Here is a 26,090-nt window from a genome sequence, read left to right as displayed (position 1 = left end):
AACTTGTCCAGCAGATCCACATCCACCCGGATCGACTGATCCGCCACGCTGCGCTTCGAGACCGTGTCATCGGCGCCGTCGGTGGGCGGCTGACCGGCTGCCGCGGGCTTGCCCTTGGCCGGCGAAGGCGCAGGCGCCGGAGCCGGAGCGGCCGCGGGCGCGGTGGATGCTGCGGGGGCGGCGGGCGCCGGCTCCGCAGCGGCGGGCGGTGCCGGAGCAACGGGCGTAGGCGCTCGGACCGCTACCACCGTCACCGGCTGGACAACGACCTCGACGGCCGGCACCGGGGCAGCGGTCGCGGGCCCGGTGACCTCCCCACTGAGCGGCTCGTCGGCCGGTGGTGCCGGTGGTGCCGGAGCGGCCGGCGGTGCAGGAGCGGCCCGCGGTGCCGCGCCGGCCGGCGCGGACCCGTCGGTGATGCAGGCGTTGACCGCCGCGATCACGCCCGTGTCGTCGCCCTCGAGTTCCTGGCCGTGCTCCTCGATCTCCGACAGCAGCCCCCGGACCGTGTCGACCATCCGCAGCAACGCGTCCGTCGTCGAGGGCGTCATCCCCTGCGCGCCGTCGCGCAACCGCGACAACAGCGACTCACCGACGTGCGTCACCTTCTCCAGGCGATTGAACGCCAGGAACCCCGACGTGCCCTTGATGGTGTGGATGGTCCGGAAGATCGACGACAGCAACTCCCGCGACCCCGGCGCGGCCTCCAATGCCACCAGGTCCCGGTCCAGCTGATCCAGGTTCTCGTGCGACTCCACGAGAAATTCCTGAACGATGTCACCCAAGTCGTCGCTCACTGCCACGCTCCCCTTCTCCGACGGCCCAATCGACCGTCGGAGGGGGAACCTGAGCAAACAGCAGCCGCCCTGCGGGAGCGGGGTCCTGCCGGGTTACTGCCGGGCGCTGGTGCGCTTCAGCTCGATGCTGACGTCGGCGCTCGTGAGGCTCATGGCGACGCTGCCGCAGTTGAGCTTCCGCGACGGGATGTTGCGCGCCTCGAGCTTGCCGGTGTAGACCTGTCCGCCGTCGCGATACAGCGTCTCCGTGCCCTGCGCCCGCGGGTTGCTGTAGATGACCTCGCCGTTCTCGACCCGGTAGCTGTAGCGGATGAATCCGGTGTAGATGAACTCGTAGGCGGTGGATCCGCTGGTGCCGGACAGCCGGACGCCGGATCCGTAGTCGAAGTAGGCCACGCCGTCATAGCTGTAGCGCTGATACGTGCCGCTGCCGTGGACCGGGAAGACGCCGGTGTTGGGGACCGTGATCTTCTCGTTGTGCTGCTCTTCGAACCACACGCCGAGGATGCAGGAGTCGGTCGACGGCGACGGGCTGGCGCTCGGGCTGGGATCCGCGCTCGGGCTGGTGCCGGCGCTCGGCCCGGTGGCCGTTTCGGAGGCAGCGGCCGTCGCCACGGGATCGGCCGTCCGCGCCGCCACGGGGTCGTCGGCGGGCTGGTCGCCGCCGGTGGCCGCGTAGACGATGATGGCGGCGATCATCAGGACCGCTACCACGGCGAAGACGATGCCGGGGATCAGCAGGGGGTTACGCTGGGCCGGAGGGGGTGCCCCGACCTGCAGCCCGCAGCGCAGGCACCGTCCCTGCGCGTCGACGCCGGTCGCGCCACATCTCGGACACCGCACGCGGACACGGTACCGCACGGCTCCAAACCACGACAGTCCACAGTGGAGTGATACCCCGGTGGGGTAGCATTCGGGCTCAGGTGCGCCGGGAAGTCTGGTCGGCAGGACAGGATGAGTCTGCCCGCTGGAAGGAAACCCGGGATGGCACGTGGCACCGCACGCCGGATCGACATGCTGCTGGAGTTCCTCCGCCTGGAGACGACCGGTGGCCGGCTGCTCCTCCTCGCGACCGGGGTCGCCCTGCTGTGGGCCAACCTGCCCGGCGGCACCTATGAGCAGTTCTGGTCCCTGCGCCTGCCGTCCTCGGCGGTCCTCGACGCGCTGCACCTGGACCTGACGCTCGCGGGCTGGGTCACCGACGGGCTGCTGACCGTCTTCTTCTTCGTTGCCGGCCTGGAGGTCAAACGGGAGCTGACGGTCGGTGAGCTCGCCGGCTGGCGGGTCGCGGCCCTGCCGGTCGTGGCGGCGCTCGGCGGCATGATGGTGCCGGCGGTCGTCGCGATCGCGGTGTCCGGCGGCGCGGCCGCGCACGGCGGGGCGTGGGCCGTCCCGGTCGCCACCGACATCGCATTCGCGCTGGGGGTGCTGGCCCTCGCGGGCTCGACGCTGCCGTCGGGGGTGCGGGTGCTCCTGCTGTCCCTCGCCGTCATCGACGACCTCGGTGCGATCGCGCTCGTCGGGGTGTTGTTCGCGCACGACGTGCGGCTCTGGTGGCTGGCCGGCGGTCTGCTGCTGTGCCTGGCGTACGGGCTGCTGCACCGCCTGCGGTGGACCCCCGCGTGGCTCGTCGTGCCGGTCGCGGTCGGGGCGTGGGTGTGCGTGCAGGGCGGCGGTGTCCACGCCACCGTGACCGGCATCGCGCTGGGGTTGCTGACGCCGGTGCGGGCCCGGGGCGGCGAGGACGAGTCCGCCTGCGATCGGCTCCTGCACCGGCTGCATCCGCTGTCCGCCGGCGTGGTGGTGCCGATCTTCGCGCTCGCCGCCGCCGGCATCCCCCTCGCCGCGGCCGCCGACGCGATCGGCGACCCGGTGGCGCGGGGGGCCGCGGCCGGGCTGCTGCTCGGCAAACCGGTCGGCATCCTGCTCGGCGCGTGGCTGGCGGTGCGGATCCGGCTCGGCGCGCTGCCGCCCGAGGTCGGCTGGGGTGACGTGCTGCCGGTGGCGATGCTCGGCGGGGTCGGCTACACGGTGAGCCTGCTGATCGCCCGCCTGTCGGTGCCTGGCGAGGCCGCCGACGCCGCGGCCGCGGCGGTGCTTGGCGCTTCGGTCGTCGCGGCGGTGCTGGCGACGGTCCTGGTCCGCCGACGGGGCAGTGCCCGCGACCGGCTACAGAAATGGTGAGACCGGCATCCACGGGGGAAGACGCCGGTCTCGTTGAAAACGATAAGGCTCGACGGGACTTTGCGCCAGCCGTGCGCCGGGGCAATCCACCGGAACCGGTTACGGATCTGGGCGTGACAGGGGGAGGTACCGTGTCGGTCCGTTGATCCGGACCTTTGGAGACTGATGTCGACGCTGCTCGTCGTCGGGCTCGGCCTGGTCGGGCTGGTGCTGCTGACCCTGGGCGCCGACCAGGTGGTGGTGGGTGCGAGCCGCCTCGCGACGCTGCTGCGGGTCGCGCCGGTCATCGTCGGCGTCGTCGTGATCGGGCTGGGCACCAGCGCCCCGGAGTTCGTGGTGTCCGGCACCGCCGCAGTCCGCGACAACGCGGGCCTGGCGCTGGGCAACCTCGTCGGCTCCAACATCCTCAACGTGACCCTGGTCCTGGGGGTCGTCGCGGTCGTGTCGCCGGTGATGGTGCGCTCGTCCGTGCCGGTCCGGGAGGCGCCGCTGATGGCAGCGGCGGTCGCGGTGTTCGGCGCGTTCGCACTGGTCGGGCTGAAGTTCGCGGCCGGGGTGCTGCTGGCGGTGCTCAGCGTCGGGACGCTCGCGCTGCTGGTGCGGCTGTCCCGGGTCCAGGACGGCGACCCGCTGCCGGACGAGGTCGCCGCGTTCGTGTCGCAGCGGCCGCGCCGCTGGTGGGTCGAGGCGCTGCGGACCGTCGTTGGGCTCGCCGCGACCCTGGGCGGGGCCCAGCTGCTGGTCGACAACGCGGTCACCCTCGCGCACCGGTGGCACGTCAGCGACCAGGTCATCGGCTACACCCTGGTCGCGTTCGGCACGTCGCTGCCGGAGCTGATGACCTCGGTCCAGGCGCAGCGGCGCGGCGAGGGGGACCTGCTGGTCGGCAACCTGCTGGGCAGCAACATCTTCAACAGCCTCATCGGCGGCGCGGTCGTCGGTCTCGCCGCGGGCAGCTCGACGATCGCGCCGTTCGGTTTCGCCGCGGTCACCGCGATGGTGTTCGCGGCGGTCCTGGCCTGGCTGCTGCTGTGGCGGGGCAGCAGGATCACCCGGCCGGAGGCTTGCGTCCTGCTGGCCGCCTACGTGTGTGTCCTGCCACTGCTGATCTCGGCCAACCCGTGAGTTTCCGGTTCCGCTGACTGGGTACGCGACCTCAATGGGCGACGCGATGGTCCGGACACACCGCTCCGGAGATGTACTTGTGGTGGAAGTGTTGGGCCCGCTGGAGGCGGCCACGGTCGGTGCGCTTCGGTCGGTGGTGCTCGACACCATCGACGTCCAGCGTCCGGCGGTCCTCACCGTCGACCTGCGGCGGGTCCCGTTCATGGATTCGATCGGCATCGGCACCCTGGTCGCGATCAACAACAAGACCAGGGACGTCGGCGGCCGCATGGAGGTGCGCAGCCCGTCACCGTTCGTGCACCGCCTGCTGCAGGTGACCGGGCTGACGGAGCTGTTCGGGCTGCCGGACCTCCCGGTCGACGCGCCCGTCTCGGGCGCCGGAGTGATCCTGCCCTTGTAGGTGTCAGTACCGGTCCACGACGACGCTGGACACGCCGGCGGTGTTGTCGACCTCGAACCTGTCGTTCGCGGCGGTGTCCCCGCTCTGGAACGACGCCCCACCGGCGACCCCGTCGTGGCGGGTGCCGTCGAGGGTCACGCTGCCGGCGCCACCGCCGGCGATCACCCGGACCGGCCGGCCCTGCGGCAGGTGGATCCGGAAGGTGCTGGCACCGCCGCTCATCCGCACCGGGACCGTCCCCTTCGCGGCGGGCAGGCTGAGCTCGATGGCGGAGACGCCGCCGATGTACTCGACACCGCCGATCTCGCGCAGGCCGCGCAGGTCGGCGGTGTTGCTCGTGGCCCCGGCGGTGAACCGGACGGTCCAGCGCACGTCGCGGTTGAGCTCGACGGCGACGACGCCCTTGTCGGCCGCGCCGTTGCCGGTGTCGTTGAGCTGGACGCCGACCCGGCCGTCGAGGTCGGTGACGCCGGGGACCATGCGGCCACCCTCGGGGGTGCGCACCCGATACAGCACGTCGCCCAGGTCCGCGGCGGTCACGGTGACCGCGGTGACGCCGCTGAGCAGGTCCAGCGTCGCCTCGTCGCGACCGGCCACGGCCGCGGTCACGGTGTGTGACGCGCGGTCGACGGACTCGTGCCGGGCGCGCCACACGGCGACGGTGACCGCCGCCAGCACGAGGACGGCGAGCAGGATCATGCCGCCGACGAACAACGCGGTGCGTGGGGACGGCCCGGCGGCGTGCGCGGGGGCCGTGGCGCGCGGGCGAGCGGTGGTCACCATGTCGATGTGCTCTCCGCGCACGCAGCCATCGAAACGCGTGTCAGCCTGCTCGGCCGTCCGGGATTCAAGACCGGGGCCGCCGCCACGGGGGAAGCGGCGGCCCCGGCGTCCTTGGGATGCAACGCAATGTACTCCCAACGTGAGCCACTGCACAGCCCCCAATCCGTGCCGTCTTACCAGTGTCGGAGAACCGTCCAATGTAGAACGTGAGCCCGACGTAACCGCACAGATTCGCACATGTTCTGGTTGGGGCGTCAGCTGAGCGCGGCCGCTCGGCGGCCGACCTCGGCCGGGGTCAGCAGCTCGCCGTCCAGGACGACGGCCCAGAAGGCAGTGAGTGGGATCCGCTCGAACAGCGGCGAGCCGAGCCCGTCGAACACCCGCTCCGGCACCAGTTTCAACGACGTGGTGACCACGACCGTGGGGATGCCCTGCGCGAGCTTGAGGGTGCCCTTGATGTTGAGCACCCGGGTGGGGCTGATCGCGTCGGCCCCGGCCAGCCCCGTCACGGGCAGGAGCCCTTCGGTGCCGGGCGCGTCGACGGTGCCGGTGGGCAGCTGCGCGGCGACGGCCTTCACCAGCGCGCTGCTCGGCGCGGTGCGGGCCCAGCCGCCGCGCTGGTGCAGCAGGCGGGTCGCGGTGGCGACGCTCGCCTCGACGTCACGGTCGAGCTGCTCGCGGATCGCGCGCAGGGCAGGGCCCGGGTCATCTGCGTTGGCGGCGCGGGCGATGTGCCACATCGAGGCGTACCCCGGCAGCAGCTCCGGCAACGGCGCCACGACCTGACGCAGCGTGACGGGATCGTGCACGAACTCGGCCAGGCCGTCGAGGACCTGCCGGGCCACTCCGGTCGCTCCGGAGGTCCTGTCCTGCACTGCCGCGGTGAGTAGCGGCGACAACGTTGGCGCGCTCATGAAAACCGGTCTCCCCTGTCGAAAACGGACAACGACCCCAGATGGACCTCATGTATGAGACAGCCGGGGTCGATCTCCGTCAAGGTACAAACGAGCAAGAACCGGTTGACGCTGCGGGTCTTTACCGGCCAGCAATCGGAGCGTAATCCCGTGCGCCGTAACCGATATACACCTGACGCGGACGACCGATCTTGGTCTCCGGGTCGTTGATCATCTCGCGCCACTGGGCGATCCAGCCGGGCAGCCGGCCGAGCGCGAAGAGGACGGTGAACATCGTGGTCGGGAAGCCCATCGCCTTGTAGATGAGGCCCGTGTAGAAGTCGACGTTCGGGTACAGCTTGCGGGAGACGAAGTACTCGTCCGACAGCGCGATCTCCTCGAGCTGCATCGCCAGGTCCAGCAGCGGATCGGGCTTCGCCATCCGGCCGAGCACCTCCTGCGCGGCCTTCTTCACCAGTGCCGCGCGGGGGTCGTAGTTCTTGTACACACGGTGACCGAAGCCCATGAGGCGGGTGGCGGTGTCCTTCTTGTCCTTGACCTTGCTGACGAACTTGGCGACGTCGCCGCCGTCCTCGCGGATCACCTGGAGCATCTCCAGGACCGCCTGGTTGGCGCCGCCGTGCAGCGGACCGAACAGTGCGTTGACGCCGGCGGACACCGAGGCGAACAGGTTCGCCTGGCTGGAGCCGACGAGCCGGACCGTGGACGTCGAGCAGTTCTGCTCGTGGTCCGCGTGCAGCAGCAGGAGCATGTCGAGGACCTTGACCGCGACCGGGTCGATCTCATACGGGGTCGCCGGGACGCCGAACGTCATGCGCAGGAAGTTCTCGACGTAACCCAGAGAGTTGTCCGGGTACAGCATCGGCTGCCCGATCGCCTTCTTGTAGGCGTAGGACGCGATGGTCGGTACCTTCGCCATCAACCGGATCGTGGAGATCTCGACCTGCTCCTGGTCGAACGGGTTGAGGCTGTCCTGGTAGAACGTCGACAGCGCGCTGACGGCGGAGGACAGCACCGCCATCGGGTGGGCGTCGCGCGGGAAGCCGTCGAAGAAGCGGCGCATCTCCTCGTGCAGCAGCGTGTGGTGCTGGATGCGGGTGGTGAAGTCGTCGAGCTGGGCCGGCGTCGGCAGCTCACCGTGGATGAGCAGGTAGGAGCTCTCCAGGAAGGTCGAACGCTCGGCGAGCTGCTCGATCGGGTAGCCCCGGTATCGCAGGATGCCGGCGTCGCCGTCGATGTACGTGATCGACGATACACAGGAGGCGGTGTTGACGAATCCGGTGTCGAGCGTGACCTGACCGGTGTCCTTGAGCAGTTTGCCGATCTCGAGACCGGCGGGCCCTTCCGTTGCCTTGCGTGCCGGCAGGTCGAGCTCGCCGTCCGGGTAGGTGATCTTGTACTCACTCATGCGCGTCGTTCCCGTCTCGTCCCGCAGTCCGGCTTCTGGCCGCGGCCGCCATTGCCCACGACCGGCGCTTATGGCGCCGACGCGCAGGATTTCAGACGCTCTGGCCGCGCCGCCACGCGGGGCGCTCACGTGCGATATTTCCTACTCGTTACCTCATCCTCGCACCGGAGGAAGTGCGGGACCAACCGCACGTTTCTGGAAACTCTCAAGTTTACCGGGTGACCTCAGTGCCATCGTGTCACTCCTCCAAGGAAGGTGTTCGGAGATCACCCCGGTGCGGCGGCAAATGGGAGTATGCGAAGAATCCTGCTGTCCGGCGCCATGCTTGCCGGTACGACGGCCACGCTCGCCCTCCCCGGCGTCGCAGCGGCCGAGGGCGCCGGCGCGGTAACCCCGGAGACAGTCAAACCGGGCGGCCGCGTCACGTTCAGTACCGTGTGCGCCGACGGTGTGAAGTCCGCGGACGTCGCCGGGACCACGCTCGGGCTGTCCGCTCGCATCCCGATGGAGGCCGGCAAGTCGCCCGGCACCTTCTCCGTCGCGGTCGACATCCCGGCGACAATCAGCGCCGGCACCTTCAACGTCAGCATCGACTGCGCGGACGGCAGCTCCTCACTGGTCAAGCTGGTCATCTCGCCGTCGGGCGGGGTCCCGACCGGCGGCGGTTCCACCGCGCGGGGCCCGAACCGCACGCTCATGGCCGCCGGAGGAGGGCTGCTGCTGGTCGGCGCGGCCGGTGCCCTGGCGCTGCGCCGCCGGACGGTGTGACGGCGTGAAGCACCGGCCACGGCACGTGCTCGTCAGGTCCAACGGGACCTGGCGGGGCGGCACCGTGGTCGGCGTCATCACCCTGGCCGTCAGCGGCGTCTCGTTGATCGGCGCCGGCTACGGCACGCCCGCACCACCGCCGGTCGTGGAGTCCAGCGCCTCCACCGGACTGGGTTCGTCAGCACACGCTCCCGCCTCGCCGCCGGTCGGGCTCAGCATTGCGGCGATCTCCATCGACGCGCCGGTCGAGCGGGTCGACGTCGACCGCGACGGCACCCTGATCCCGCCGTCGCTGCGGCAGGCCTCCCGGGTCGGCTGGTACGAACGGGGGCCCACCCCGGGCGAGACCGGCAATGCCGTGCTCGTCGGCCACGTCGACACCGCCAACAGCGGACCGGCGGTGTTCTACCTGCTCGGCAAGCTCAAACCCGGCGACCTCGTCGGGGTGACCCGCAAGGACGGTTCGACCGTCACGTTCGCCGTCGACGGCGTGCGCCTCTACCCGAAGCATGCGTTCCCGGCCGACCTGGTCTACGGCCCCGCGGACCGGCCCCAGCTGCGGCTGGTCACCTGCGGCGGCACCTTCGACCGGGCGACCAGCACCTACTCCGGCAACACCGTGATCACCGCAACGATGGTGTCGTGGCGAGCCGCTCGAGGGTGACCGGGTGGATCCGGCCGGCCGGCACCGACCGCTGCATGAGCATGTTGCGCATGACCCCGACCCCGAGGGGGGTGCCGCACAGGTAGACGTCGTGGGAGGTCCACTCGGCGAAGTCGACCACCACCTGCGGCAGGGAACCGCCGAGATACGGGTGTGACGGCCCCCGCGCCACGACCGGATGCACGGTGGCGTGGGCGCACTGGGCGGCGTGGGCCCGCAGCGACTCCAGGTCGTACAGGTCGTCGCGGGCCGACACACCCCAGAACAGGTGCACCACCCGCTCGTCCTGGCGCGCCGCCAGCTCGTCCAGCAGCGCCTTCACCGGCGCGACGTGGACGTCCTCCGCGACGATCAGGATCGCCCGGCCGTGCTTCTCGATGACGAACTCGCCCTCGGCCCGGTGCAGCCGCACCCGGTCGCCGACCCGGGTGCCGTGCACCAGCGCGCCGGTCGCGTCGTCGCTCGGCATGGCCTGGACGTGCAGCTCCAGGCGGTTGTCGTCGGTCGGCGGCGCCGAGATCCAGCAGGGCCGCCACGCGTCCGGCACCAACGGATGCTCGATGACGGCCCGCTGCCCGGCGCGGGCCGGATACGGCAGGTCGGTGGCCAGGCGCAGCACCGCCACGTCGTCGCGGCGCTGGTCGTGCGCCAGGACGGTGGCCGTCCAGGACGGGATCTCGTCCTGCTGCAACGACTTGGCCTGGCGCAGCCAGCCGACCACGAACCGCCAGCCTTCGCGCCACGCACCGTCGTGGTCGTCGCTCCATTCGCCGCGGTACGTGTCACGAACGGCCGCCACGAGTGCCTCACCGAACAGATCCAGCTGCCGGCTTCGCGGCCCGATCAGCGCGTCGAGCGCCGGGGCCAGCTGGGCGAAGTGCGGCACGACGGCGCTCGGCTGGTCGAAGTGCTCCAGCAGCCAGACGAACCCACGCTCGGCGGCCCCGGGATCGGCGGCGATCGCGCTGTGCAGGACGGTGCGCTGCTCCGGCGGCACGTCCGCGAGCCGTGCGACGACGCTTCGCTCCTTCACGGTGTCCCGGAGGCGCTGCTGGAGCTGCGTCAGATAGCCCTGATCGCCGGGTTTCGGCCCGTCCGTGGGACCGTCCTGTGCAAGACTGTCCTTTGGCTGATCTTGCTGACGCCGGGGTCTTGGCGACGCCGCCCGGTCGTGCTGCTCCAGCTGGGCCTGCCGCCATGCCCAGAGCACAGTCAACCGCTCGCCACCAGTTCCGACCGGTCCTACGTGTGCCACGCGTCCAGTCTCCCGGGTTCAGCGCGGCAATGTTGCCAATTCCGACATACCTCCGCGTTTTGCGCCCGGTACCTTTCGACTTTTTGTCGTACCGCTTTCGTAGAGTGCGGTGCATGTCGTTGGATTTGCTCGAGCTGCTCCCCGCCGGCTGGCGGGACCTGATGAAGCCGCACCTGGACCTCGAGATCGTGCACAAGCTCGAGACGTTCGTGGAGGCGGAGTATGCGGCCGGCCCGGTCTATCCCCCGCTGCCGGATCTGTTCACCGCCTTCCGGCTCTGCTCGCCGGAGGCCGCGCGGGTGCTCATCCTCGGCCAGGACCCCTACTTCAAAGAGGGCCAGGCCCACGGGCTGAGCTTCTCGGTGCGCCCCGGCGTGTCGATCCCGCCGTCCCTGCGCAACGTCTACAAGGAGCTGCGCGAGGACCTCGGCGTCACCCCGCCCACCAACGGTGACCTCACCGGCTGGGCGAGCGACGGCGTCCTGCTGCTCAACGCGGTCCTCACCGTCCGCGCCGGCAAGGCCGCCTCCCACGCCAACAAGGGATGGGAGCACTTCACCGACGCCGCCATCGCCGCCCTCAACGCGATGCCCCGCCGGGTCGTGTTCGTCCTGTGGGGCAGCTATGCCCGCAAGAAGGCCGTCCTGATCACCAACCCTCAGCACAAGATCGTCGAGGCCGGTCACCCCAGCCCGATGAACCCCGCCGGCTTCCTGGGCTCCAAGCCCTTCAGCCAGACCGACGCCGCGCTCATCGAGGCCGGCCTGCCCCCGGTCCGCTGGGTCTGAGCCCACCATGAAGGCCCTCGAGGGACCCCTGTGGCGGGCGCTGCTCGTCTTCCGCATCGCCGCGCTCGGCTACGCGGCGGTGCTGATGATCGGCAATTTCCAGCACTACCACTGGCCCCTCGGCGGCTGGCTGGTCCTGTCCGTCATGGCCGCCTGGACGGTGGTGAGCAGCCTGGCCTATGCCCGCCCCGAGCGGCGCGACTGGCCGCTGCTCACCGCCGACCTCGCGGTCACCGCCGGCTGCCTGCTCGCCACCCGCTGGATCGTCCAGCCCGACGGCCTCGGCGTCGGCGCGCCCACCCTGCCGATGGCGTGGGTGGCCAGCCCCGTCGTCGCCTGGGCCATCTCCGGCGGCCGCCGCCGCGGCGCGATCGCCGCGCTGCTGATGAGCGGCGCCGACGTGATCGTCCGCGACGGCTTCTCCCAGGCCACCGTCAACGGCCCGGTCCTCATGCTCCTGGCCGGCGTCGGCATCGGCCACATCGCCCGTCTCGCCATCGACGCCGAGGCCCGCCTGCAGCGCGCGACCGAGCTCGAGGCCGCCACCCGCGAGCGCGAGCGCCTCGCCCGCGGCATCCACGACTCCGTCCTGCAGGTCCTCGCCCTCCTGCAGCGCCGCGGCGCCGAGCTCGGCGGCGAGGCAGCCGAGCTGGGCCGCCTCGCGGGCGAGCAGGAGGCCACCCTGCGCGCCCTGGTCACGTCCAGCGGCCCCCCACCCGCCGCCACGACCCGTCGCCGCACCGCGTCCACGGCGCCCCAGCCGCCCGGCCGCCGCTCCTTCCGCCTCCCGGCCAGCCTGTCCCGTTCGCCGTCCACCACCCAGCGCGCCAGGCCGGCCACCCTTGCCACCACCGCGGCAGGCTTGCGCGAGACGTCCTCCGCCGACCTCGTCGACCTGCGGACCCTGCTCGCGGGTTACGGCGCCATGGGCGTCAGCGTCGCCGCCCCGGCCACCGAGGTCCTGCTGCCGGCCCCGATCGCCGCCGAGGTCGCGGCCGCCGTCGCCGCCGCCGTCGACAACGTCAGCCTGCACGCCGGCCCGGACGCCAGCGCCTGGCTGCTGGTCGAGGAGCTTGACGACACCGTCACCGTCACGATCCGCGACAACGGCCCCGGCATCCCGGACGGCCGCCTCACCGAAGCCGAGCGGGCGGGCCGCCTCGGCCTGGCCCAGTCGATCCGCGGCCGCATCCGCGACCTGGGCGGCACGACCACCATCACCAGCACCCCCACCACAGGCACCGAGATCGAACTCCAGGTCCCCCGCTGACCCCCGCCATCCCGCAGCCTCGATCGGCCCTTCGCGACTCCGGCCGGCGATGGTGTCCGGCGGGCGGTGGCGCGACAAGCCGAGTGATTTCCGGCTTCAGGTGCCCGGGGATCCTTCGGACTGTACGGAATCCGGCAACGACCCCAGCGGGCCCGACGCCAGATCCGGCACTGCCGAGGTCTGGATCAGCTTCCTCTGCCCGCTCGTACTGCGCCGGGAGTGGATCTCCCCGGTGCTCTGGCGGACGAACTTGCAGGCGTGATCGAACTCCGCGCGGTGCGCGCCGGGATCGATCGGCCACGCACGCGATGGACACGGGCAGCCGGCGGGGAAACGGACCTATAGGGTGCTGGGTGTGGACGCAGCGGGACGGCTCCGGGTGATGGTGGTCGATGACCACCCGATGTGGCGTGAGGGTGTCGCCCGGGATCTGGCCGAGGCCGGCTACGAGGTCGTCGCCGCGGTCGGCGAAGGAGCGCAGGCGGTCCGGATCGCGGGGTCGGTGCGGCCCGACGTGGTGGTGCTCGATCTGCAGTTGCCCGACCGGTCCGGCGTCGAGGTCATCCAGGGGTTGCTGGCGTCGTGCCCCGAGGTGCGGATCCTGATGCTGTCGGCGAGCGGCGAGCAGCAGGACGTGCTCGACGCGGTCAAGGCCGGTGCCACCGGCTATCTGGTGAAGTCGGCGGCCCGGGAGGAGTTCCTGGCCGCGGTGAGCCGGACGGCCGAGGGGGACGCCGTGTTCACGCCCGGGCTGGCGGGGCTGGTGCTCGGGGAGTTCCGCCGGCTGGCGACGGTGACGCGGGCCGAGGACCCCGACGCGCCGCGGCTGACCGAGCGGGAGACCGAGGTGCTGCGGTTGGTGGCGAAGGGCGTCACGTACAAGGAGATCGCCGAGCGGCTGGTGCTGTCGCATCGCACGGTGCAGAACCATGTGCAGAACACGCTCGGCAAGCTGCAGTTGCACAGCCGGGTCGACCTGGTGCGCTATGCGATCGAGCGCGGGCTGGACGAGTAGTCCGCCACCGGGTGGTCACACGCCGTAGATGTCGAGCAGGTAGTGGCCCAGGACGGTCTCGGTGCGCAGGTCGAGGACGAGGACCAGGAACACGTTCGGGGTCTCGCAGTTCACCAGGACGTGCTGCAGTTTGCCGACGGGCATCTGCCAGGCGTAGTTGACGCTGCCTTCGCTGAAGTCGTGGCCGCCGAGGTGCGCCTCGGGGATAGCGTCGAAGTAGGGCCAGAAGTCGAACGGCGGCTCGTCGTCCGGACCGATCTGTATCGGTTCGGGCTCCATCGTCGCCTTGTACTCAGCCTCGGTGAGCAACCGCATCCCGCCAGCATGCCGCGTCACTCACGGGACAGGAAGATCTCACTACTCAGACGAGGATGAGTAGGGCACCCGATATGCGCAACGGCCTTGCAGGATCATCCTGATCGGCATGATGACGTATCCGTGCCCGTTCTGCGGCGGCCAGGCCGACCTGGAGGCCGGTTGCGCCGGTTGCGGTCGGGCGCCGTTCCCGGACGCCGCCGAGGTGGTACGGCTCGGGGTCCGCGCCGACGAACTGCTCGCCGAGGTCGAGGCGGCCCGCGCGGAGCTCAGCGAGGCACGCAGCAAGTACCGCGCGGCGGTCCAGCGGCTGAACGCGGTGCTCGCACAGCGCAACATCCTTGCGGCGCGGGTCAGCCAGGCGGTGCAGGCAGCCAGACGCGCACTGTCCCCCGCGATGCCTCCGGCCCAGCCAACTCCCACCGCACCTCACCAGCCGCCGGCCGGGCCCGTGCCCGCGCCGGGTGGCGACGGGCCCGCCCGTGTGCCAGGTGGCCATGAGCCGGTCTCCGTGCCGGGTGGCCGCGGGCCGGGCCTCGCGCCGGGTGGCCGCGGGCCGTTGCTCATTCCGGTGGGGCAGCCCGAGGCCAGCCCCCGGACGGTGCAGAACCTGCTGTTCATCCTCGGTGGCCTGTTGCTCGGCAGCGCGGCGATCGTGTTCACGGCGGTTGCCTGGGCGAGCTTCGGGGTGCTCGGGCGGGCCGCGATCCTGGCGACGGTCACGCTGATCACCCTCGCGGTGCCGCCGGTCGCGCTCGCGCGAGGGCTGCGGTCCACGGCGGAGACGTTCGCCGCGCTGGGGCTGCTGCTCGTGCTGCTGGACGGCTACGCCGCCTGGTACGTCAACCTCGCCGGGCTCGCCGGCACGACCCGGCCGAGCACGTACACGGGGCTGGTCTTCGCGATCACCGCCGTCATCGCCGGTGGGTACGCCGTTGCAACCGGCTTGCGGGGTCCCCGCTTCGCGGCCGTCCTCGTGGCCCAGCCGGTGCTGCCGCTGCTCGCCGTCGAACGGTCGTTCGAGGCGACGGGCTGGACGTTCACGTTCGTCACGATCGCCGCACTCGACCTGCTCCTCGCCCGGACGGTGGAGAAGGCCGCGTGGGTCGGGGCCGGCCTCGCGGTCGTGGTCGCGGGGCTGCAGGGACTGATCGCGCTGTCCACGGTGGACGGCGTGACCGGGGCGCTCGGCGCGGGTGCCGCGATGCTGTCGCTGGCCGCGGTCATCGTGATCGCCAGTCTCATGCACCCGGACACGGCGCACGCCGGCGCCGGGGTGGCGGTCGGCATCGTCGCGCTCGTCGCGGTGCGGATCCTCGCGGAGGTCGTGCCGAACCAGCAGGTCATCGCGTTCGCCTGCGTGCCGGTCCTGGTCGCGCTCGCCGTCATGGTGCTGCCGGACCGGGTCCGCGCCGGCGCGCGGGTCGGCGCGCTGGTGGTCGCCGGTGTGGCCGCCCTCCCGTACGCCGGCGCCGCCCTGCTCGCCGCCGGCTCCGCCGTCGACTGGGCCCTGCCCGCCTGGAACGGCCCGATGTCCACCATGGACGCAGTGTTCTCCTGGCAGGTTCCGGTGGCCCTGCTGCCGGTCGCCGCGGCGTTCTTCGTGCTGACCCGGTTCCGCTGGGTGGTGTGGCCGGCGGTGGTGCTGGTCGCGTTCGCCGTCCCGGGATCGTTCGACGCGCCGCTGTCGGTCGTGTCCGTCCTGGACTTCGCCGTCCTGGCCGGCCTGTCCGTCGCCGCGCTGTGCTGGCCCGCACAGCGCGCGACCGCCCCCGCGACCACCCCCGCCATCGCGACCGCCCCCGCCACCGGTCAGCTGGCCGCCGCCGAAAGCATTACGACGACGCCGGCGGGCGGCGTGGGGCAACCGGCGAGCGGCGTGGCACAAACGACGGGCGGCGTGGGGCAACCGGCCGGTGCGGGGCTGTCGAGGGTGAACTTGCCGGACGGGTGGTGGGCGGCCGTGGGGCTGCCGGTCGTGGCGGTGCACGCCGTCTTCGTCGGGCTGGACACGCCGGCGGCGACGCTGCTCAGCATGGTCGGGCTGGTCGCGGTGTGCGTGCTGGTCGCCGCGAAGGGCAGGACGGTCCAGCTCACGGCGCCCGCGGTCACCGTCGGCCTGGCGGGAATGCCGCTGCTCGTCGCGGCGGCGGTCCGGCTGACCTGGTCCGGCGGCGCGCTGTCGGTGCCGGCGCCGATGTTCGGGGCGGCGGCCGGGCTGGTGCTGGCGACGGTCCTGGTCGCCGTGGCCCGGACCAGGTCCGGAGCCGAAGCGACATCCGGCGCCGCCGAACGGTCCGGCGCCGAAGCAGCATCCGCCGCCGCGAAACGACTCGCCGCCGCAGAACTGCCGTCCGGCGCGGAACTGCCGTCCGGCGCGGTGGCCGGCGTGGCCGGAGCGGCCAGCCCGGTGGCGGCAGCCAGCCCGGTGCGGGTGTCCGGCGCCGCGGTGGTGGCGGGCGTGGCTGGGGTGCTCGGCGTGGCGCTGGCCGGTCTCGGGGTGACCCTGACCGCGGCTGAGCTGTCCGCATTGGGCGGCGGTCACCTGCCGTTCGGGGTGTTCGCGGCCGCGGCCGTGCTGGCGGTCTGGCTCGTGGCGGCCGGTGTCACCCACTGGTCGGAGCCTGGCAACGGCACTCCTACCTCGGTAGGAACCGTGCCTGCATGGTTCGTGCCGGCGGCGCTGCCCGCGGTCATCCCCGCGCTGGTGGCGCTGGTGGCGGTGGCGCCGGCGGTGTTCGAGACACTGTTGCGGCCGTACCGGTGGCTCGGCGCCGTCTGGCAGGGCGCGCCGACCGGGGTTGGGCTCGACCCGACGGGGCGCTGGTGGGCCGACGAGGCGCAGGCGTTCGGGCCGGGGCCGGCCGCCGTGGCGCTCGGGCTCATCACGGTGCTGGCGGTGCTCGTCGGGCGGCGCACCCGGACTGCGGTGTGGACCCTCGCGGGAGCGCCCGCGACCCTGGCCGTGGTGCTCGGTTGCCTGGCCGTCGAGGCGCCGTGGCCCGCGGTGCCGGCCGTCACGCTCGCCGGTGGGCTGGTCACGGCCCTGGTCGCGGCGCTGGTCGGGCCCGGGTCGCGGGCGCTGCCGGCCAACGTGGGGGCGTTCACGTGCTGGTTCACCGCCGGGGCAGGGTTCGCCGGCTGCCTCGCGACGAAGCCCGCGACGCTGTCCGCCCTGGCCGCGGTCCTGGTGACCGGCGCGGTCGCCGGTGTCGCCGGGCGGACCGGGACGGCGCGGGTCCTCGGCTGGCTGGTCGGTGCGGTCAGCGCCGGGTGGCTGGCGTTCACCGCGGCCCGCGCGGCTGACCTGCCACTGCGGTGGACCGGCTACTGGGTGCTGCTGGCCGCCGCCCTCGTCCTCGTGACGTCGGTCGTCATCCGCCGGCTCCGGCCGGCTGCAAGCCCCGTGCAGCCCGGCCCCGCGCCGGCTGAGACACCGGCTCAAGGTCCGGTCCCGGCATACACCGAGGGCCCGGCACAGGCGCAGGGCCCGGCACAAGCGCACGGCCAGGGTCCGGCACAAGCGCAGGGGCAAAGTCTGGCGCAGGGGCAAAGCCTGGCGCAGGGGCAGTTACCGGGTGAGGCGCAGGTGCTCGAGGTGGTCGCCCACGCCACCGCCGTGGTGGCGTTCCTGCTCGCCAGTGGCGACCTTGCCGCAATGGCCGGGATCAGCAGCCTCTGGGGCCTGGCGCTCGGCCTGCGGGCGCTCGCCGGCGGACCCCGGGTCGCGTTCGCCGGGGCGGCGGCCGCCGCGCAACTGGTCGCGTACTGGCTGGTGCTCGCGTCCAACGAGGTCGCCCAGTTGGAGGCGTACACGCTGCCGGCCGGTGCGATCGCCGCCGCCGTCGGCTGGTACGCGATCCGCCGCCGCCCGGCCGGCCAGGAGCCGCTCAGCAGCTGGGTGGCGTACGGGCCCGCGCTGTTCGCCTCGTTCGGGCCCAGCCTCGCGTCGGTGCTGGTGAGCGAGGGCGAGCCGGCCCGGCGGCTGTTGCTCGGCGTCGGTGCGCTCACCGTCGTCGTCCTGGGGGCGGTGCGGCGGCTGCAGGCTCCGGCCGTCGCCGGCGGCGTGGTCCTGGTGGTCATCGCGTTGCACGAGATCGCCGTGTACTGGGACCTGCTGCCGAGGTGGGCACCCCTCGCGGTGGCCGGCCTGGTGCTGGTCGCCCTGGCCACCACCTACGAGCGGCGCATCCGCGACGTCCGGCGGCTCCGGGCGGCGGTCACCCGCATGCACTGAACCGCCGCGAAACCGCGGCTACGAACCGCCGCGAAGGCGCGGCAACGGCCGCAAACGTCAGACGGCGACGATCATCTGGGTGCGGCGGGCCTGGTCCGCCGCACTCAGGATCCCGGTGATGGAGGCCGCGTACCGCACGTCGCACGGATGCGGCGTGCCGCCCGCCGCGCCGATCAGGGCCGTCACCGCATGGCCGAAGGCGTCGACGGGGGTGTCGACGCCCCAGGCGGGCAGCGTCAGCGCGCCGTGCTCGCCGAAGTACGAGAACCCGAACGACGTCGCGTCCGGTGCCGCGTCGAGCGTCAGTGACAGCGTGCTCGCCGCCCCGCTGTCGTGCCGCAGGAGGAGGTGCACGGTGTCGTGGGGGCCGTCGGCGGCGCTGAGGTCGACGACGGGGCCGAGCAGCGGCAGCACCACCGACAGGGCGTGCGGGCCGAGGTCCCACAGCCCGCCGTGCTCCTTGCGCCAGGTCGAGCCTGCATAGGGGTTGCCGGGCTGGAAGATCGAGGCGTACATGGTGGCGTGCGCGGCGTACCACCCGCCGAGGGCGGCGTTGTCGCGCAGGAAGGTGTCGACGGCCGGGATGAACCGGTTGGTGAAGAAGACCACGGACGCGACGCCGCTGGCCGCCACCGCGTCGACGACCGCGGCCGCGGACTCGACGGTCAGCGCCAGGGGCTTGTCGAGCAGGAGGTGCTTGCCGGCGCGGGCGGCCCGGACGGCGAGGTCGGCCTGGATCTCCGGCGGGAGGGCGATCGCGACCGCGTCGACGGTGGCAAGCAGCGCGTCGACGTCGTCGAACGCGGTGGTCCCGAACGACTCGGCGAACTCAGCGGTCTTGGCCGGGGACCGGCCCCAGACACCGGTGAGGGTGGCGTCCGGGTGCGCCGCCAGGGCCGCCGCCTGCGTCGTCCTCGCCCAGTGTCCCGTGCCCAGCACCCCGAATCGCATCCGGCCATTCTCCACGAACGCCGCACCACGGACGCACCAGGCCCCGTGAGGAAGCCACGGGGCACCAGGCCCGTGAGGAAGGCACGGACGCACCAGGCCCCGGTGAGAAGCAAGAGGCCCGACAACGCAGGGCCGCGCCGGTCAGGACGGGCCGTGCTGGTCGATCCACGCGTCGATGCGGGCCCACCACTCGTACAGCCAGTCGACCCGCTGCTCGTGACCCACCGGCACGTCCGCGGCGTCCACGGACCACCACCGCATCGTGATGGTCAGGTCGAGCGGGAGGTGCCGCCACAGGTCCGCGACGGTGAGCAGCTTGTCGAGGCCGGTGTGCGCGACCCAGATGACCCCGGCCTCGGGCGCGGCGTCGAGCGCCGCGAGCGTCCCGCCGGGCCGGGGCGCGAGGACGTGCCGCATCCGGGCGGCGCGTTCGGCCATCGCGTGCAGGCCGAGGTCGCGCAGCCGCTGGATGGCGCGTTCCCGCCGGGTCGGGGTGAAGTTGCCGCCCTCCGGGAAGAGCACGAGGGCGTCGTTGTCGTCGAGGCCCGTCGCCAGGCGGGCCACGTGCGACGGGTCACCGCCGCCGGCGGTGAGGAACTGGTTGGGCAGCCGGTTGAGCATGACGTCGATGACGGGGTCCCACTGCAGGGTGTGCTTGAGGACGATGCGCGGCTCCCGGTCGAACCAGTTGACCAGCGCGTGGATGATCAGGAACGAGTCGCCGGGGCCGGCGTGCCGGCAGAACACCAGCTCCGGCTGGCCGGGCGCGGCCACGTCGGGGTCGGTGCCGACGACCGCGACCTTCACGCCGAGCGCCCAGCGGGCCTGCTCGTACAGCACCCGCAGGAACCGGCCGGTCAGCACGTAGTGGATCCGCTGGAAGCGTGGTCCCCGCAGGCGAAGGCCGAACCCGCTGCCGACCCAGAGGCCGAAGAGCACCACCAGCGCGACCGCTTCCAGCAGCAGGTAGACGGCGAGCATCCAGGTGACCCGCAGGGCTCGCAGCCGTCCGGTCCCGAACGGTGCGCACAGGGCCGCGACGAGCAGCCAGACCGGCATGGTGAGCAGGACCGCGACGATGACCACGAGGAAGACCGGGGTGAGCACGACCCGTCGTAGCCAGCGCGGCGGCATCAGGAAGCCGCTTGCAGGTAGCGGCACGAGGCGTCATACGCGCGGTCGATGCGGGCCCGGGCGAGGGTCATGTTCCGGTAGGACAGCGGTGAGTCGTCGCGTGTGGTGCCGCCGCCGGTGGGCAGGACGTGGACGGTCACCGACGGCGGCGCCTCGGACAGCTCGCGGGAGAAGCGGTGCCGGCGGGCGACCTCGAACGCGACCTGCGCGACCTCCCACGGCCGGCGCGGTGGGCGCAGCGGGCGTTCGATCCGGCCGACCTGCATGACGAAGACGGTCTTCGCGCCGAGGGCGACGGCGCGGCCGACGGGCACGGAGTTGACGATCCCGCCGTCGATGAAGTGCTCATCCCCGAGGTGCACGGGTGGCAGCAACCCGGGCACCGCGGAGCTGGCCAGGACGGCCTCGACCAAGGGGCCCTTGGCGAACCAGTGCTCCGCCGCGCGTTCGATGCTGGCCGCGCAGCACTGGAACGGCACAGCGAGGTCGTCGAAGGTGGTGTCGGCGCCGAGTTCCCGGGTCAGCAGCCGGCGCAGCGGCGCCGGTGAGTGCAGGTGGGTCCGGCGGGCGAAGCGGCCCAGTTGCCGGGGCAGCGAGTCGCCGTAGACGGTGCGGGCCTCCGGCGACACCCACAGCTCGGTCAGCCGGTCGGCGACCCGCTCGTCCGGGGAGGCAGCGACGGCCGCGCCGTTGAACGCGCCGATCGACGTGCCGACGACGAGGTCGGGGCGGATCCCGGCGTGCAGCAGGGCGCGGGCCATACCGACCTCGACCGCGCCGAGGACGCCACCACCGCCGAAGACGAACCCGACGGGGCCGGGAAACCGTTCAGGCACGACTCACAACGTAACTCGGTGGCGCGGAGGCCGCAGAACTCGACGGCCGCCCGGACGGCGGAGGGCCACCGCCGCCTTCCCCGGGCGGCGGGCCGCCCCCGGGCCCGCCGCCGGGTCCGCCACCACCGCCGGGCGGCGGCGGGGGACGGTCGTCCTTGGCCGGTCGGTCCTTGCCCTCGGGGGCGGGGACCAGGTCGGTCATCGGTGGGAGCGCGGAGCCGGGCGGTCGCTGGGAGATCCGGGTGTCGCAGTCGACGTCGTTGACGGTGAAGTTGCTCGGCGGGCTGGGGTTGCCACCGCCGCCGGTCATGCCGACGGTGAGCGCCTTGCCGGGTGGCAGCGCGTAGACGCCGGTCATCCACACCCCACCGCCGATGCGGTCCCACGTGGCGATGCCGCCGTCGATCCGGTCGACGACCTGCCCGCCGGGCAGCAGGAAGCGCAGCGTCCACGGGTTGACCGGCCGGTTGCCGGTGTTGGCGACGGTGATCCTGGCCGAGAACGGGCGGTCGCCGCCGGCGTCCATTTCGGGATGGATGTAGAAGTCCACGTTGCAGCCGGCTCGCGGCGCCCACGGCTTCCAGTAGGCGAGCCAGCCGGCGCCGCCGGCGACCACGACGGCGGCGATCGATGCGGCCAGGGCGCGGCGGCTGCGCCGGCGGGCGGCCCGGCGGCGGCGCGGGACGGTCACCTCACGGCCGAAGGTCGCGCCGCCCGGCTCGCGGTGCCGCGCCCCGATCGCGTGGGGCGCGTGCACCTCCTGGGTGGAGGAGCCGTCCTCCCCGGGCAGGACGACGTGGATGCCGGTGGCGGCGGCGAGGACCCCGGCGACCTCGGCGGCGGACGGCCGGTCCTCGGGGTCCTTGGCGAGGCAGCGGGCGACGAGCCGGCCGATCTCCAGTGGGAGGCCGGAGATCTCCGGCAGCGGATGCGGGGGCTCGTACACGTGGTTGGCGATCATCTGGGTCGGCGTGTCCGCGTGCCACGGCAGCCGGTCGGTGAGGCACCGGTAGACGAGCAGGCCGACGGTGTACACGTCGGTCGCGGGGACGACGACGCCGCCGAGGAGCCGCTCGGGGGCCAGGTAGGCGGGGGTGCCGAAGACGGTGCCGTCTTCGTCGTCGGGGTCGAACGAGCCGGTGAGCCCGGCCACACCGAAGTCGAGGATCTTCGCGCCGGCGGCGGTGAGCATGATGTTGCTGGGCTTGATGTCGCGGTGCACGACGTGCCGCTCGTGCGCGGCGGCGAGCCCGGCAGCGACCTGGGCACAGATCTGGGTCGCGCGGCGCCACGACATGGGTCCGCTGCGCAGCCGGTTGGACAGCAGTTCGCCTTCGAGAAGCTCCATCACGACGTACGGCCGGCGGCCGTGACGGCCCACCGTGAACGCGTCGCCGGCCTCGCCGTAGTCGTGCACGGCGGTGATGTTGGGATGCTGGAGCCGGGCGACGACCTGCGCCTCGGCCCGGATGCGCTCCCGGTTGCCGGGTTTGTTGGCGAGCTCCTCGGCGAGCAGTTTGATCGCGACGTCCCGATCGAGCACGAGGTCCTGGGCCCGCCACACGACCGCCATGCCGCCGGTGCCGACGGGTGCGATGAGCCGGTACCTGTTGCCGAGGACTTCGTCAGCCGTCCCGCTCACCCAGTCGCCGTCCTGATTGATTCCGGTCGCTGTACCCCAGAGACCCTAATCGTGAACTGGCCGGGATGCGAGACCCCAAAAGCGAACAGCCCCGGCAAACTTCCCGCCGGGGCCGTTCAAACATCCGACTTAAATCGTCAAAAGGTTGCCGTCGGGCACGACGATCTGCGGCCGGCCGTGCTCAAGGACCGCGGCGGCCTGCCTCGCGGCGAAGCCGGGCGCCTCGGTGATGGCCGTGCGGTAGACGTCGGCGGTGTTGGCCGCGATGGTGGACCAGCCGTACTTGCGGCCGACCATCGTGCGGGCCTTCTTCGCGACCCGCCGGGCGAACGGCTCGTCCTCGAGAAGGGTGCCGACGGACGCGGCGAGCGCCTCGGGGCTCTTCGCCGGGAACGTCACACCGGTCTCGCCGGGCTCGACGATCTCGGCCAGGCCACCGGTCGCGGCGACCGCGAGGGGCGCACCCGCGGAGGCCCCTTCCAGGGCGACCATGCCGAACGGCTCGTAGATGCTCGGCACCACCAGGGCGTCGGTGGCCGCCATGAGCGCCGGCAGCTCGCCCTCGCCCATGAAGCCGGCGAAGCTGACCGCCCGTTGCAGCCGCAGCCGCCGCACGTCCTCCTGGAGTTCGGCCCGGTGCGGGCCGTCGCCGGCGATGACGACCCGCAGGCCGTTGTGCCTGGCCCGCAGCTCCGGCAGGGCGGCGATGAGGTCCTGCACGCCTTTCTCGTAGACCAGGCGGCCGGCGTAACCGAGGAGCGGACCTTCACCGGCGAACCTGGCGCGGGCGGCGTTGACGGCTCGGGACGGGGCCTTCCAGACGCTGGAGTCGACGCCGTTGGCGACGACGGAGACGCGGCCGGGCACGAGGTCGAGCAGCCGGGTCACCTCCCAGCGCATGTACTCGGAGCAGACCACCACCCGGCAGGCCTCGTGTCCCAGCCACCACTCGACGGAGTGGATGCACTTGTTCATCTCGTCGGGCAGCCAGCCCTGGTGCCGGCCGGCCTCGGTGGCGTGGATGGTCGCGACCAGCGGCAGGTCGAGGCACTCCTTGAGGGTCACGGCGGTGTGTGTGACGAGCCAGTCGTGGGCGTGGATGAGGTCGTATTCACCGGTGGCCGCGGCGCGCAGGGCGGCCCTGGTGAGCGTGTGGTTGAAGGCCATCGTCCAGGCCAGCAGCGTGGAGGTCGCCAGGGGGAACAGCGGCGGGTCCTCCGCCGCGCGGACGATGCGGACGCCCTCGGAGTACTCCTCCAGAGGGGCGCCGGGCGCGTGACGCGTGACGACGGTGACCTCGTGGCCCGCCGTCACCAGTGAGGTGGCGAGCGCGTGCACGTGCCTTCCGAGCCCGCCGACCACGACGGGTGGGTACTCCCACGAGAGCATCAGGATCCTCATCGGTGTCGCCGCACTGCCGATGGTCTGGTCCACGTGGCCGCCCCCACAGTCGAGTTGTTGATCGAAAACGCCCGCCCTGGTACCCACGCGCGCCAACGCTGACACACGCATATCAGACTCGCGTGTGACGAGGTGGGTGGGCTTGAGACTCATCCTGCCGGGCGAGGGTTACCAGGGAGGCAAATCTCATTTCTGGGGTGTAACGGTCAGCCGAAAATTCGCCGGACCCGCAGGGTTTCCGCGACAGACCAGGCCTGGAACGGGCACCCGGTGCCCCGGTGTGGGGCATGTCCGTCTGCTGTCTCGCTGACCGAACCTACACCCCACTCCCACAGATGCGCCTCGATACCGGCCAACAACTCACCGTGTTTTTTTAACTGACTGTGGCGGACCGCATCGACATAGGGACCGGTCAGCCACGGCCAGACTGTCCCCTGGTGATAGGCCCGGTCACGGTCGCCGGGAGACCCGCGGTGCACGCCGGTGAACGCCGGGTCGTCCACCGCGAGCGACCGTGGCCCAAGCGGCGTGAACAGCGAAAACAGTTCCTCCGGCAGCGGCGTGCCGCGCATCGGGCCGTGCGGCAGACTCCATGCCAGCAGCTGATTCGGCCGCGTCGACGGGTCGTCGCCGTCCGGGCCGTCGACCACGTCGAACAGGGAACCTGCATCCTGTACGCCAGTTGCAGAGTGCAACATCCGGTAGCGGACGCCGAAGCTCGCCGTGGCCCGCTCGCGGAGCCGGTGCAGCCCGCTCGCGTCGCCCCCGAGCCGCTCCTTGAGCCCGGCGACGGCAGCCAGCCCGTTGATCCACAGCGCGTTGACCTCAACCGGCTTGCCGACCCTCGGCGTGACGGGGATCCCGTCGACACGTGCGTCCATCCAGGTGAGGGCGACCCCTGGGGCGCCCTGCGTGACGAGACCGTCGGCGGGGTCGACGCGGATGCCGAACCGGGTCCCGGCGACGTGCGCGGCGACCACCTGCTCGAGGCCCGGCAGGATCTCCCGCGCCAGGTCCTCGTCGTCGGTGGCCGTGACGTGCCGCTCGACGGCGTGCAGGAACCACAGTGTGCCGTCGACCGTGTTGTACTCCGTCTGCCCGGTGTCGGCGGTGTTGGCGAGCATTCCCTCGGACAGCGTGGCCGCGTAGGCGCGCAGCAGTTCGCGGCCCTCGTCGCACCAGCCGGTCGAGAGGAACAACCCCTCATAGCTGATCATGGTGTCGCGGGCCCAGGTGCCGAACCACGGGTATCCCGCCACCACGTCGGGCGCGCCCTGCGCGCCGGCAACCACGAAGGCGTCCGCCGCAAGTACCAGCGCCGCATCCACCGCATCGGAAGCGTCGTGCGTCAACGACCGGTGGCGCTCCTCCGCGCGGAGGATGATCCGCTGTGCGCCGCGCGCCTCGCCCTCACCAGCCCACGCCTCCACTTCGAGGGCCTCGCCGGCGTGCAACCGCGCGCTGAACTCCCCGGCGTACCACAGGTCCTCGGTCGCGTTCAGCCCGCGGGCGGCCTCCTCACGGGCGTAGGCACCTCGGTACCACTGACCACCCGGCTGCCAGGAAGGGCCGTGCAAGCGGAACGCCCGCTCGACGACCGCGCCGCCGGAATTCGACTCCACCACGGGTGGCGGCCCGGACGCGCCCCGCTCGCCGTGCGCGTCGCGCCAGGTGACGAGGGCCTTCAGCGTGAACGTCACGGGGCCGGGCGCGCTGAGCAGGCGGTGCACCACGCCGACGTGTGGACTGCCGTGGACCATCGCGAGGCGGCGCTCCAGGACGACCGGCCCGATCCGCCAGCGCCACCGCGGCAGGCCGTCGACGAGCTCGAAGCGCTCCAGCAGCGTGTGGCCCTCGGGGCTGACCACGCCGCCGTCCCACTCGTGCGTGGCGAGGGACACAGTGGCCCCGGACGGCAGCGTCAGGACCGGGTCGAGCCCGGCCAGCCCGAGGTGCCGGCGGGCCGGCCGGCCGGGTTCGGCGACCACGAGCAGGCCGTGGTACCTGCGGGTTCGCAACCCGGAGACGGTGCCCATCGCATAGCCGCCAGTGCCGTCCGGCACCAGCCACTCCCGGGCCGCCCCGGCCGACAAATCACCGCATACCTGCGCACCGAACACCACCATGGGCACAATCTTGGTGGCAAGTGGTGGCAGAGTGCGAGCAACTCGCGACAAGATTATTGATCAAGGCAAGATTGGGG

Annotated in this window: 22 protein-coding genes; 9 read left to right on the top strand and 13 right to left on the bottom strand. The window is 72.3% G+C overall.

Annotation, left to right across the window (positions count from 1 at the left end; translation table 11 throughout):
- Positions 1-797 (bottom strand): Hpt domain-containing protein (locus ACFPIJ_RS21280; RefSeq protein WP_380116917.1); only part of this gene is annotated, 797 nt, incomplete at its 3' end.
- Between the two features lie 93 nt (positions 798-890).
- Positions 891-1,640, bottom strand: coding sequence for a hypothetical protein (locus ACFPIJ_RS21275; protein WP_380116916.1), 750 nt, complete (start codon positions 1,638-1,640; stop codon positions 891-893).
- A gap of 141 nt (positions 1,641-1,781) precedes the next feature.
- On the opposite strand from ACFPIJ_RS21275, the gene nhaA reads away from it, so the two are divergent.
- From nhaA to ACFPIJ_RS21260, 3 genes are all read left to right on the top strand, one after another.
- Complete coding sequence (nhaA, locus tag ACFPIJ_RS21270) at positions 1,782-2,981, top strand: Na+/H+ antiporter NhaA (RefSeq protein WP_380116915.1); 1,200 nt, start codon at positions 1,782-1,784, stop codon at positions 2,979-2,981.
- A 165-nt stretch (positions 2,982-3,146) separates the two neighbouring features.
- Positions 3,147-4,106, top strand: a complete 960-nt coding sequence (locus ACFPIJ_RS21265; RefSeq protein ID WP_380116914.1) for a sodium:calcium antiporter — start codon at positions 3,147-3,149, stop codon at positions 4,104-4,106.
- A 34-nt stretch (positions 4,107-4,140) separates the two neighbouring features.
- Positions 4,141-4,506: an STAS domain-containing protein gene (locus tag ACFPIJ_RS21260; RefSeq protein ID WP_380116913.1), complete on the top strand. Its 366-nt coding sequence runs from the start codon at positions 4,141-4,143 to the stop codon at positions 4,504-4,506.
- Between the two features lie 3 nt (positions 4,507-4,509).
- Here ACFPIJ_RS21260 and ACFPIJ_RS21255 read toward each other — a convergent pair whose 3' ends face one another.
- The 3 genes from ACFPIJ_RS21255 to ACFPIJ_RS21245 all read right to left on the bottom strand — a co-directional run bounded on the left by ACFPIJ_RS21255 (position 4,510) and on the right by ACFPIJ_RS21245 (position 7,611).
- The gene (locus tag ACFPIJ_RS21255) at positions 4,510-5,310 is read right to left on the bottom strand and encodes a hypothetical protein (protein ID WP_380116912.1); all 801 of its coding nucleotides are present in this window, start codon (positions 5,308-5,310) and stop codon (positions 4,510-4,512) included.
- A gap of 233 nt (positions 5,311-5,543) precedes the next feature.
- Positions 5,544-6,203: a hypothetical protein gene (locus tag ACFPIJ_RS21250; RefSeq protein ID WP_380116911.1), complete on the bottom strand. Its 660-nt coding sequence runs from the start codon at positions 6,201-6,203 to the stop codon at positions 5,544-5,546.
- A 121-nt stretch (positions 6,204-6,324) separates the two neighbouring features.
- Positions 6,325-7,611, bottom strand: a complete 1,287-nt coding sequence (locus ACFPIJ_RS21245; protein WP_380116910.1) for a citrate synthase — start codon at positions 7,609-7,611, stop codon at positions 6,325-6,327.
- 294 nt (positions 7,612-7,905) lie between these two features.
- Between ACFPIJ_RS21245 and ACFPIJ_RS21240 the strand changes: the two genes are divergently transcribed.
- Entirely contained in the window at positions 7,906-8,379 is a 474-nt protein-coding gene (locus tag ACFPIJ_RS21240) for a hypothetical protein (protein WP_380116909.1), read from the top strand.
- A 4-nt stretch (positions 8,380-8,383) separates the two neighbouring features.
- Positions 8,384-9,043, top strand: coding sequence for a class F sortase (locus ACFPIJ_RS21235; RefSeq protein WP_380116908.1), 660 nt, complete (start codon positions 8,384-8,386; stop codon positions 9,041-9,043).
- Here ACFPIJ_RS21235 and ACFPIJ_RS21230 read toward each other — a convergent pair.
- A complete protein-coding gene (locus tag ACFPIJ_RS21230; RefSeq protein WP_380116907.1) occupies positions 9,003-10,076 on the bottom strand; it encodes a hypothetical protein in 1,074 nt (357 codons plus the stop codon). The genes ACFPIJ_RS21235 and ACFPIJ_RS21230 overlap by 41 nt on opposite strands.
- Before the next feature lie 335 nt (positions 10,077-10,411).
- Between ACFPIJ_RS21230 and ung the strand changes: the two genes are divergently transcribed.
- From ung to ACFPIJ_RS21215, 3 genes are all read left to right on the top strand, one after another.
- Positions 10,412-11,086: a uracil-DNA glycosylase gene (gene ung, locus ACFPIJ_RS21225; RefSeq protein ID WP_380116906.1), complete on the top strand. Its 675-nt coding sequence runs from the start codon at positions 10,412-10,414 to the stop codon at positions 11,084-11,086.
- 7 nt (positions 11,087-11,093) lie between these two features.
- Entirely contained in the window at positions 11,094-12,356 is a 1,263-nt protein-coding gene (gene macS, locus ACFPIJ_RS21220) for a MacS family sensor histidine kinase (RefSeq protein ID WP_380116905.1), read from the top strand.
- Positions 12,357-12,738: 382 nt separating this feature from the next.
- A complete protein-coding gene (locus ACFPIJ_RS21215; RefSeq protein WP_203853701.1) occupies positions 12,739-13,371 on the top strand; it encodes a response regulator in 633 nt (210 codons plus the stop codon).
- 15 nt (positions 13,372-13,386) lie between these two features.
- Here ACFPIJ_RS21215 and ACFPIJ_RS21210 read toward each other — a convergent pair whose 3' ends face one another.
- Positions 13,387-13,686, bottom strand: a complete 300-nt coding sequence (locus ACFPIJ_RS21210; protein ID WP_380116904.1) for a hypothetical protein — start codon at positions 13,684-13,686, stop codon at positions 13,387-13,389.
- A 109-nt stretch (positions 13,687-13,795) separates the two neighbouring features.
- Here ACFPIJ_RS21210 and ACFPIJ_RS21205 point away from each other — a divergent pair, with 109 nt between their 5' ends.
- Positions 13,796-17,923 (top strand): SCO7613 C-terminal domain-containing membrane protein, encoded by a 4,128-nt coding sequence (locus ACFPIJ_RS21205; RefSeq protein WP_380116903.1) that lies wholly within the window; start codon positions 13,796-13,798, stop codon positions 17,921-17,923.
- Positions 17,924-17,980: 57 nt separating this feature from the next.
- On the opposite strand, the gene ACFPIJ_RS21200 is transcribed toward ACFPIJ_RS21205, so the two are convergent.
- The 6 genes from ACFPIJ_RS21200 to ACFPIJ_RS21175 all read right to left on the bottom strand — a co-directional run bounded on the left by ACFPIJ_RS21200 (position 17,981) and on the right by ACFPIJ_RS21175 (position 26,013).
- A complete protein-coding gene (locus ACFPIJ_RS21200; protein WP_380116902.1) occupies positions 17,981-18,874 on the bottom strand; it encodes a Gfo/Idh/MocA family protein in 894 nt (297 codons plus the stop codon).
- A gap of 141 nt (positions 18,875-19,015) precedes the next feature.
- A complete protein-coding gene (locus ACFPIJ_RS21195; protein WP_380116921.1) occupies positions 19,016-20,008 on the bottom strand; it encodes a 1-acyl-sn-glycerol-3-phosphate acyltransferase in 993 nt (330 codons plus the stop codon).
- A complete protein-coding gene (locus tag ACFPIJ_RS21190; protein WP_380116901.1) occupies positions 20,008-20,844 on the bottom strand; it encodes a patatin-like phospholipase family protein in 837 nt (278 codons plus the stop codon). Before ACFPIJ_RS21190 ends, ACFPIJ_RS21195 begins: the two co-directional genes overlap by 1 nt.
- Positions 20,837-22,486, bottom strand: a complete 1,650-nt coding sequence (locus ACFPIJ_RS21185; protein ID WP_380116900.1) for a protein kinase domain-containing protein — start codon at positions 22,484-22,486, stop codon at positions 20,837-20,839. Before ACFPIJ_RS21185 ends, ACFPIJ_RS21190 begins: the two co-directional genes overlap by 8 nt.
- 129 nt (positions 22,487-22,615) lie before the next feature.
- The gene (locus ACFPIJ_RS21180) at positions 22,616-23,887 is read right to left on the bottom strand and encodes a glycosyltransferase family 4 protein (protein WP_380116899.1); all 1,272 of its coding nucleotides are present in this window, start codon (positions 23,885-23,887) and stop codon (positions 22,616-22,618) included.
- Positions 23,888-24,093: 206 nt separating this feature from the next.
- Complete coding sequence (locus ACFPIJ_RS21175; RefSeq protein ID WP_380116898.1) at positions 24,094-26,013, bottom strand: amylo-alpha-1,6-glucosidase; 1,920 nt, start codon at positions 26,011-26,013, stop codon at positions 24,094-24,096.
- Positions 26,014-26,090 lie beyond the last annotated feature (77 nt).

The organism is Dactylosporangium cerinum (genome assembly GCF_042653625.1).
GTDB lineage: Bacteria > Actinomycetota > Actinomycetes > Mycobacteriales > Micromonosporaceae > Dactylosporangium > Dactylosporangium cerinum.
This window is presented reverse-complemented; position numbering and strand designations above follow the sequence as displayed.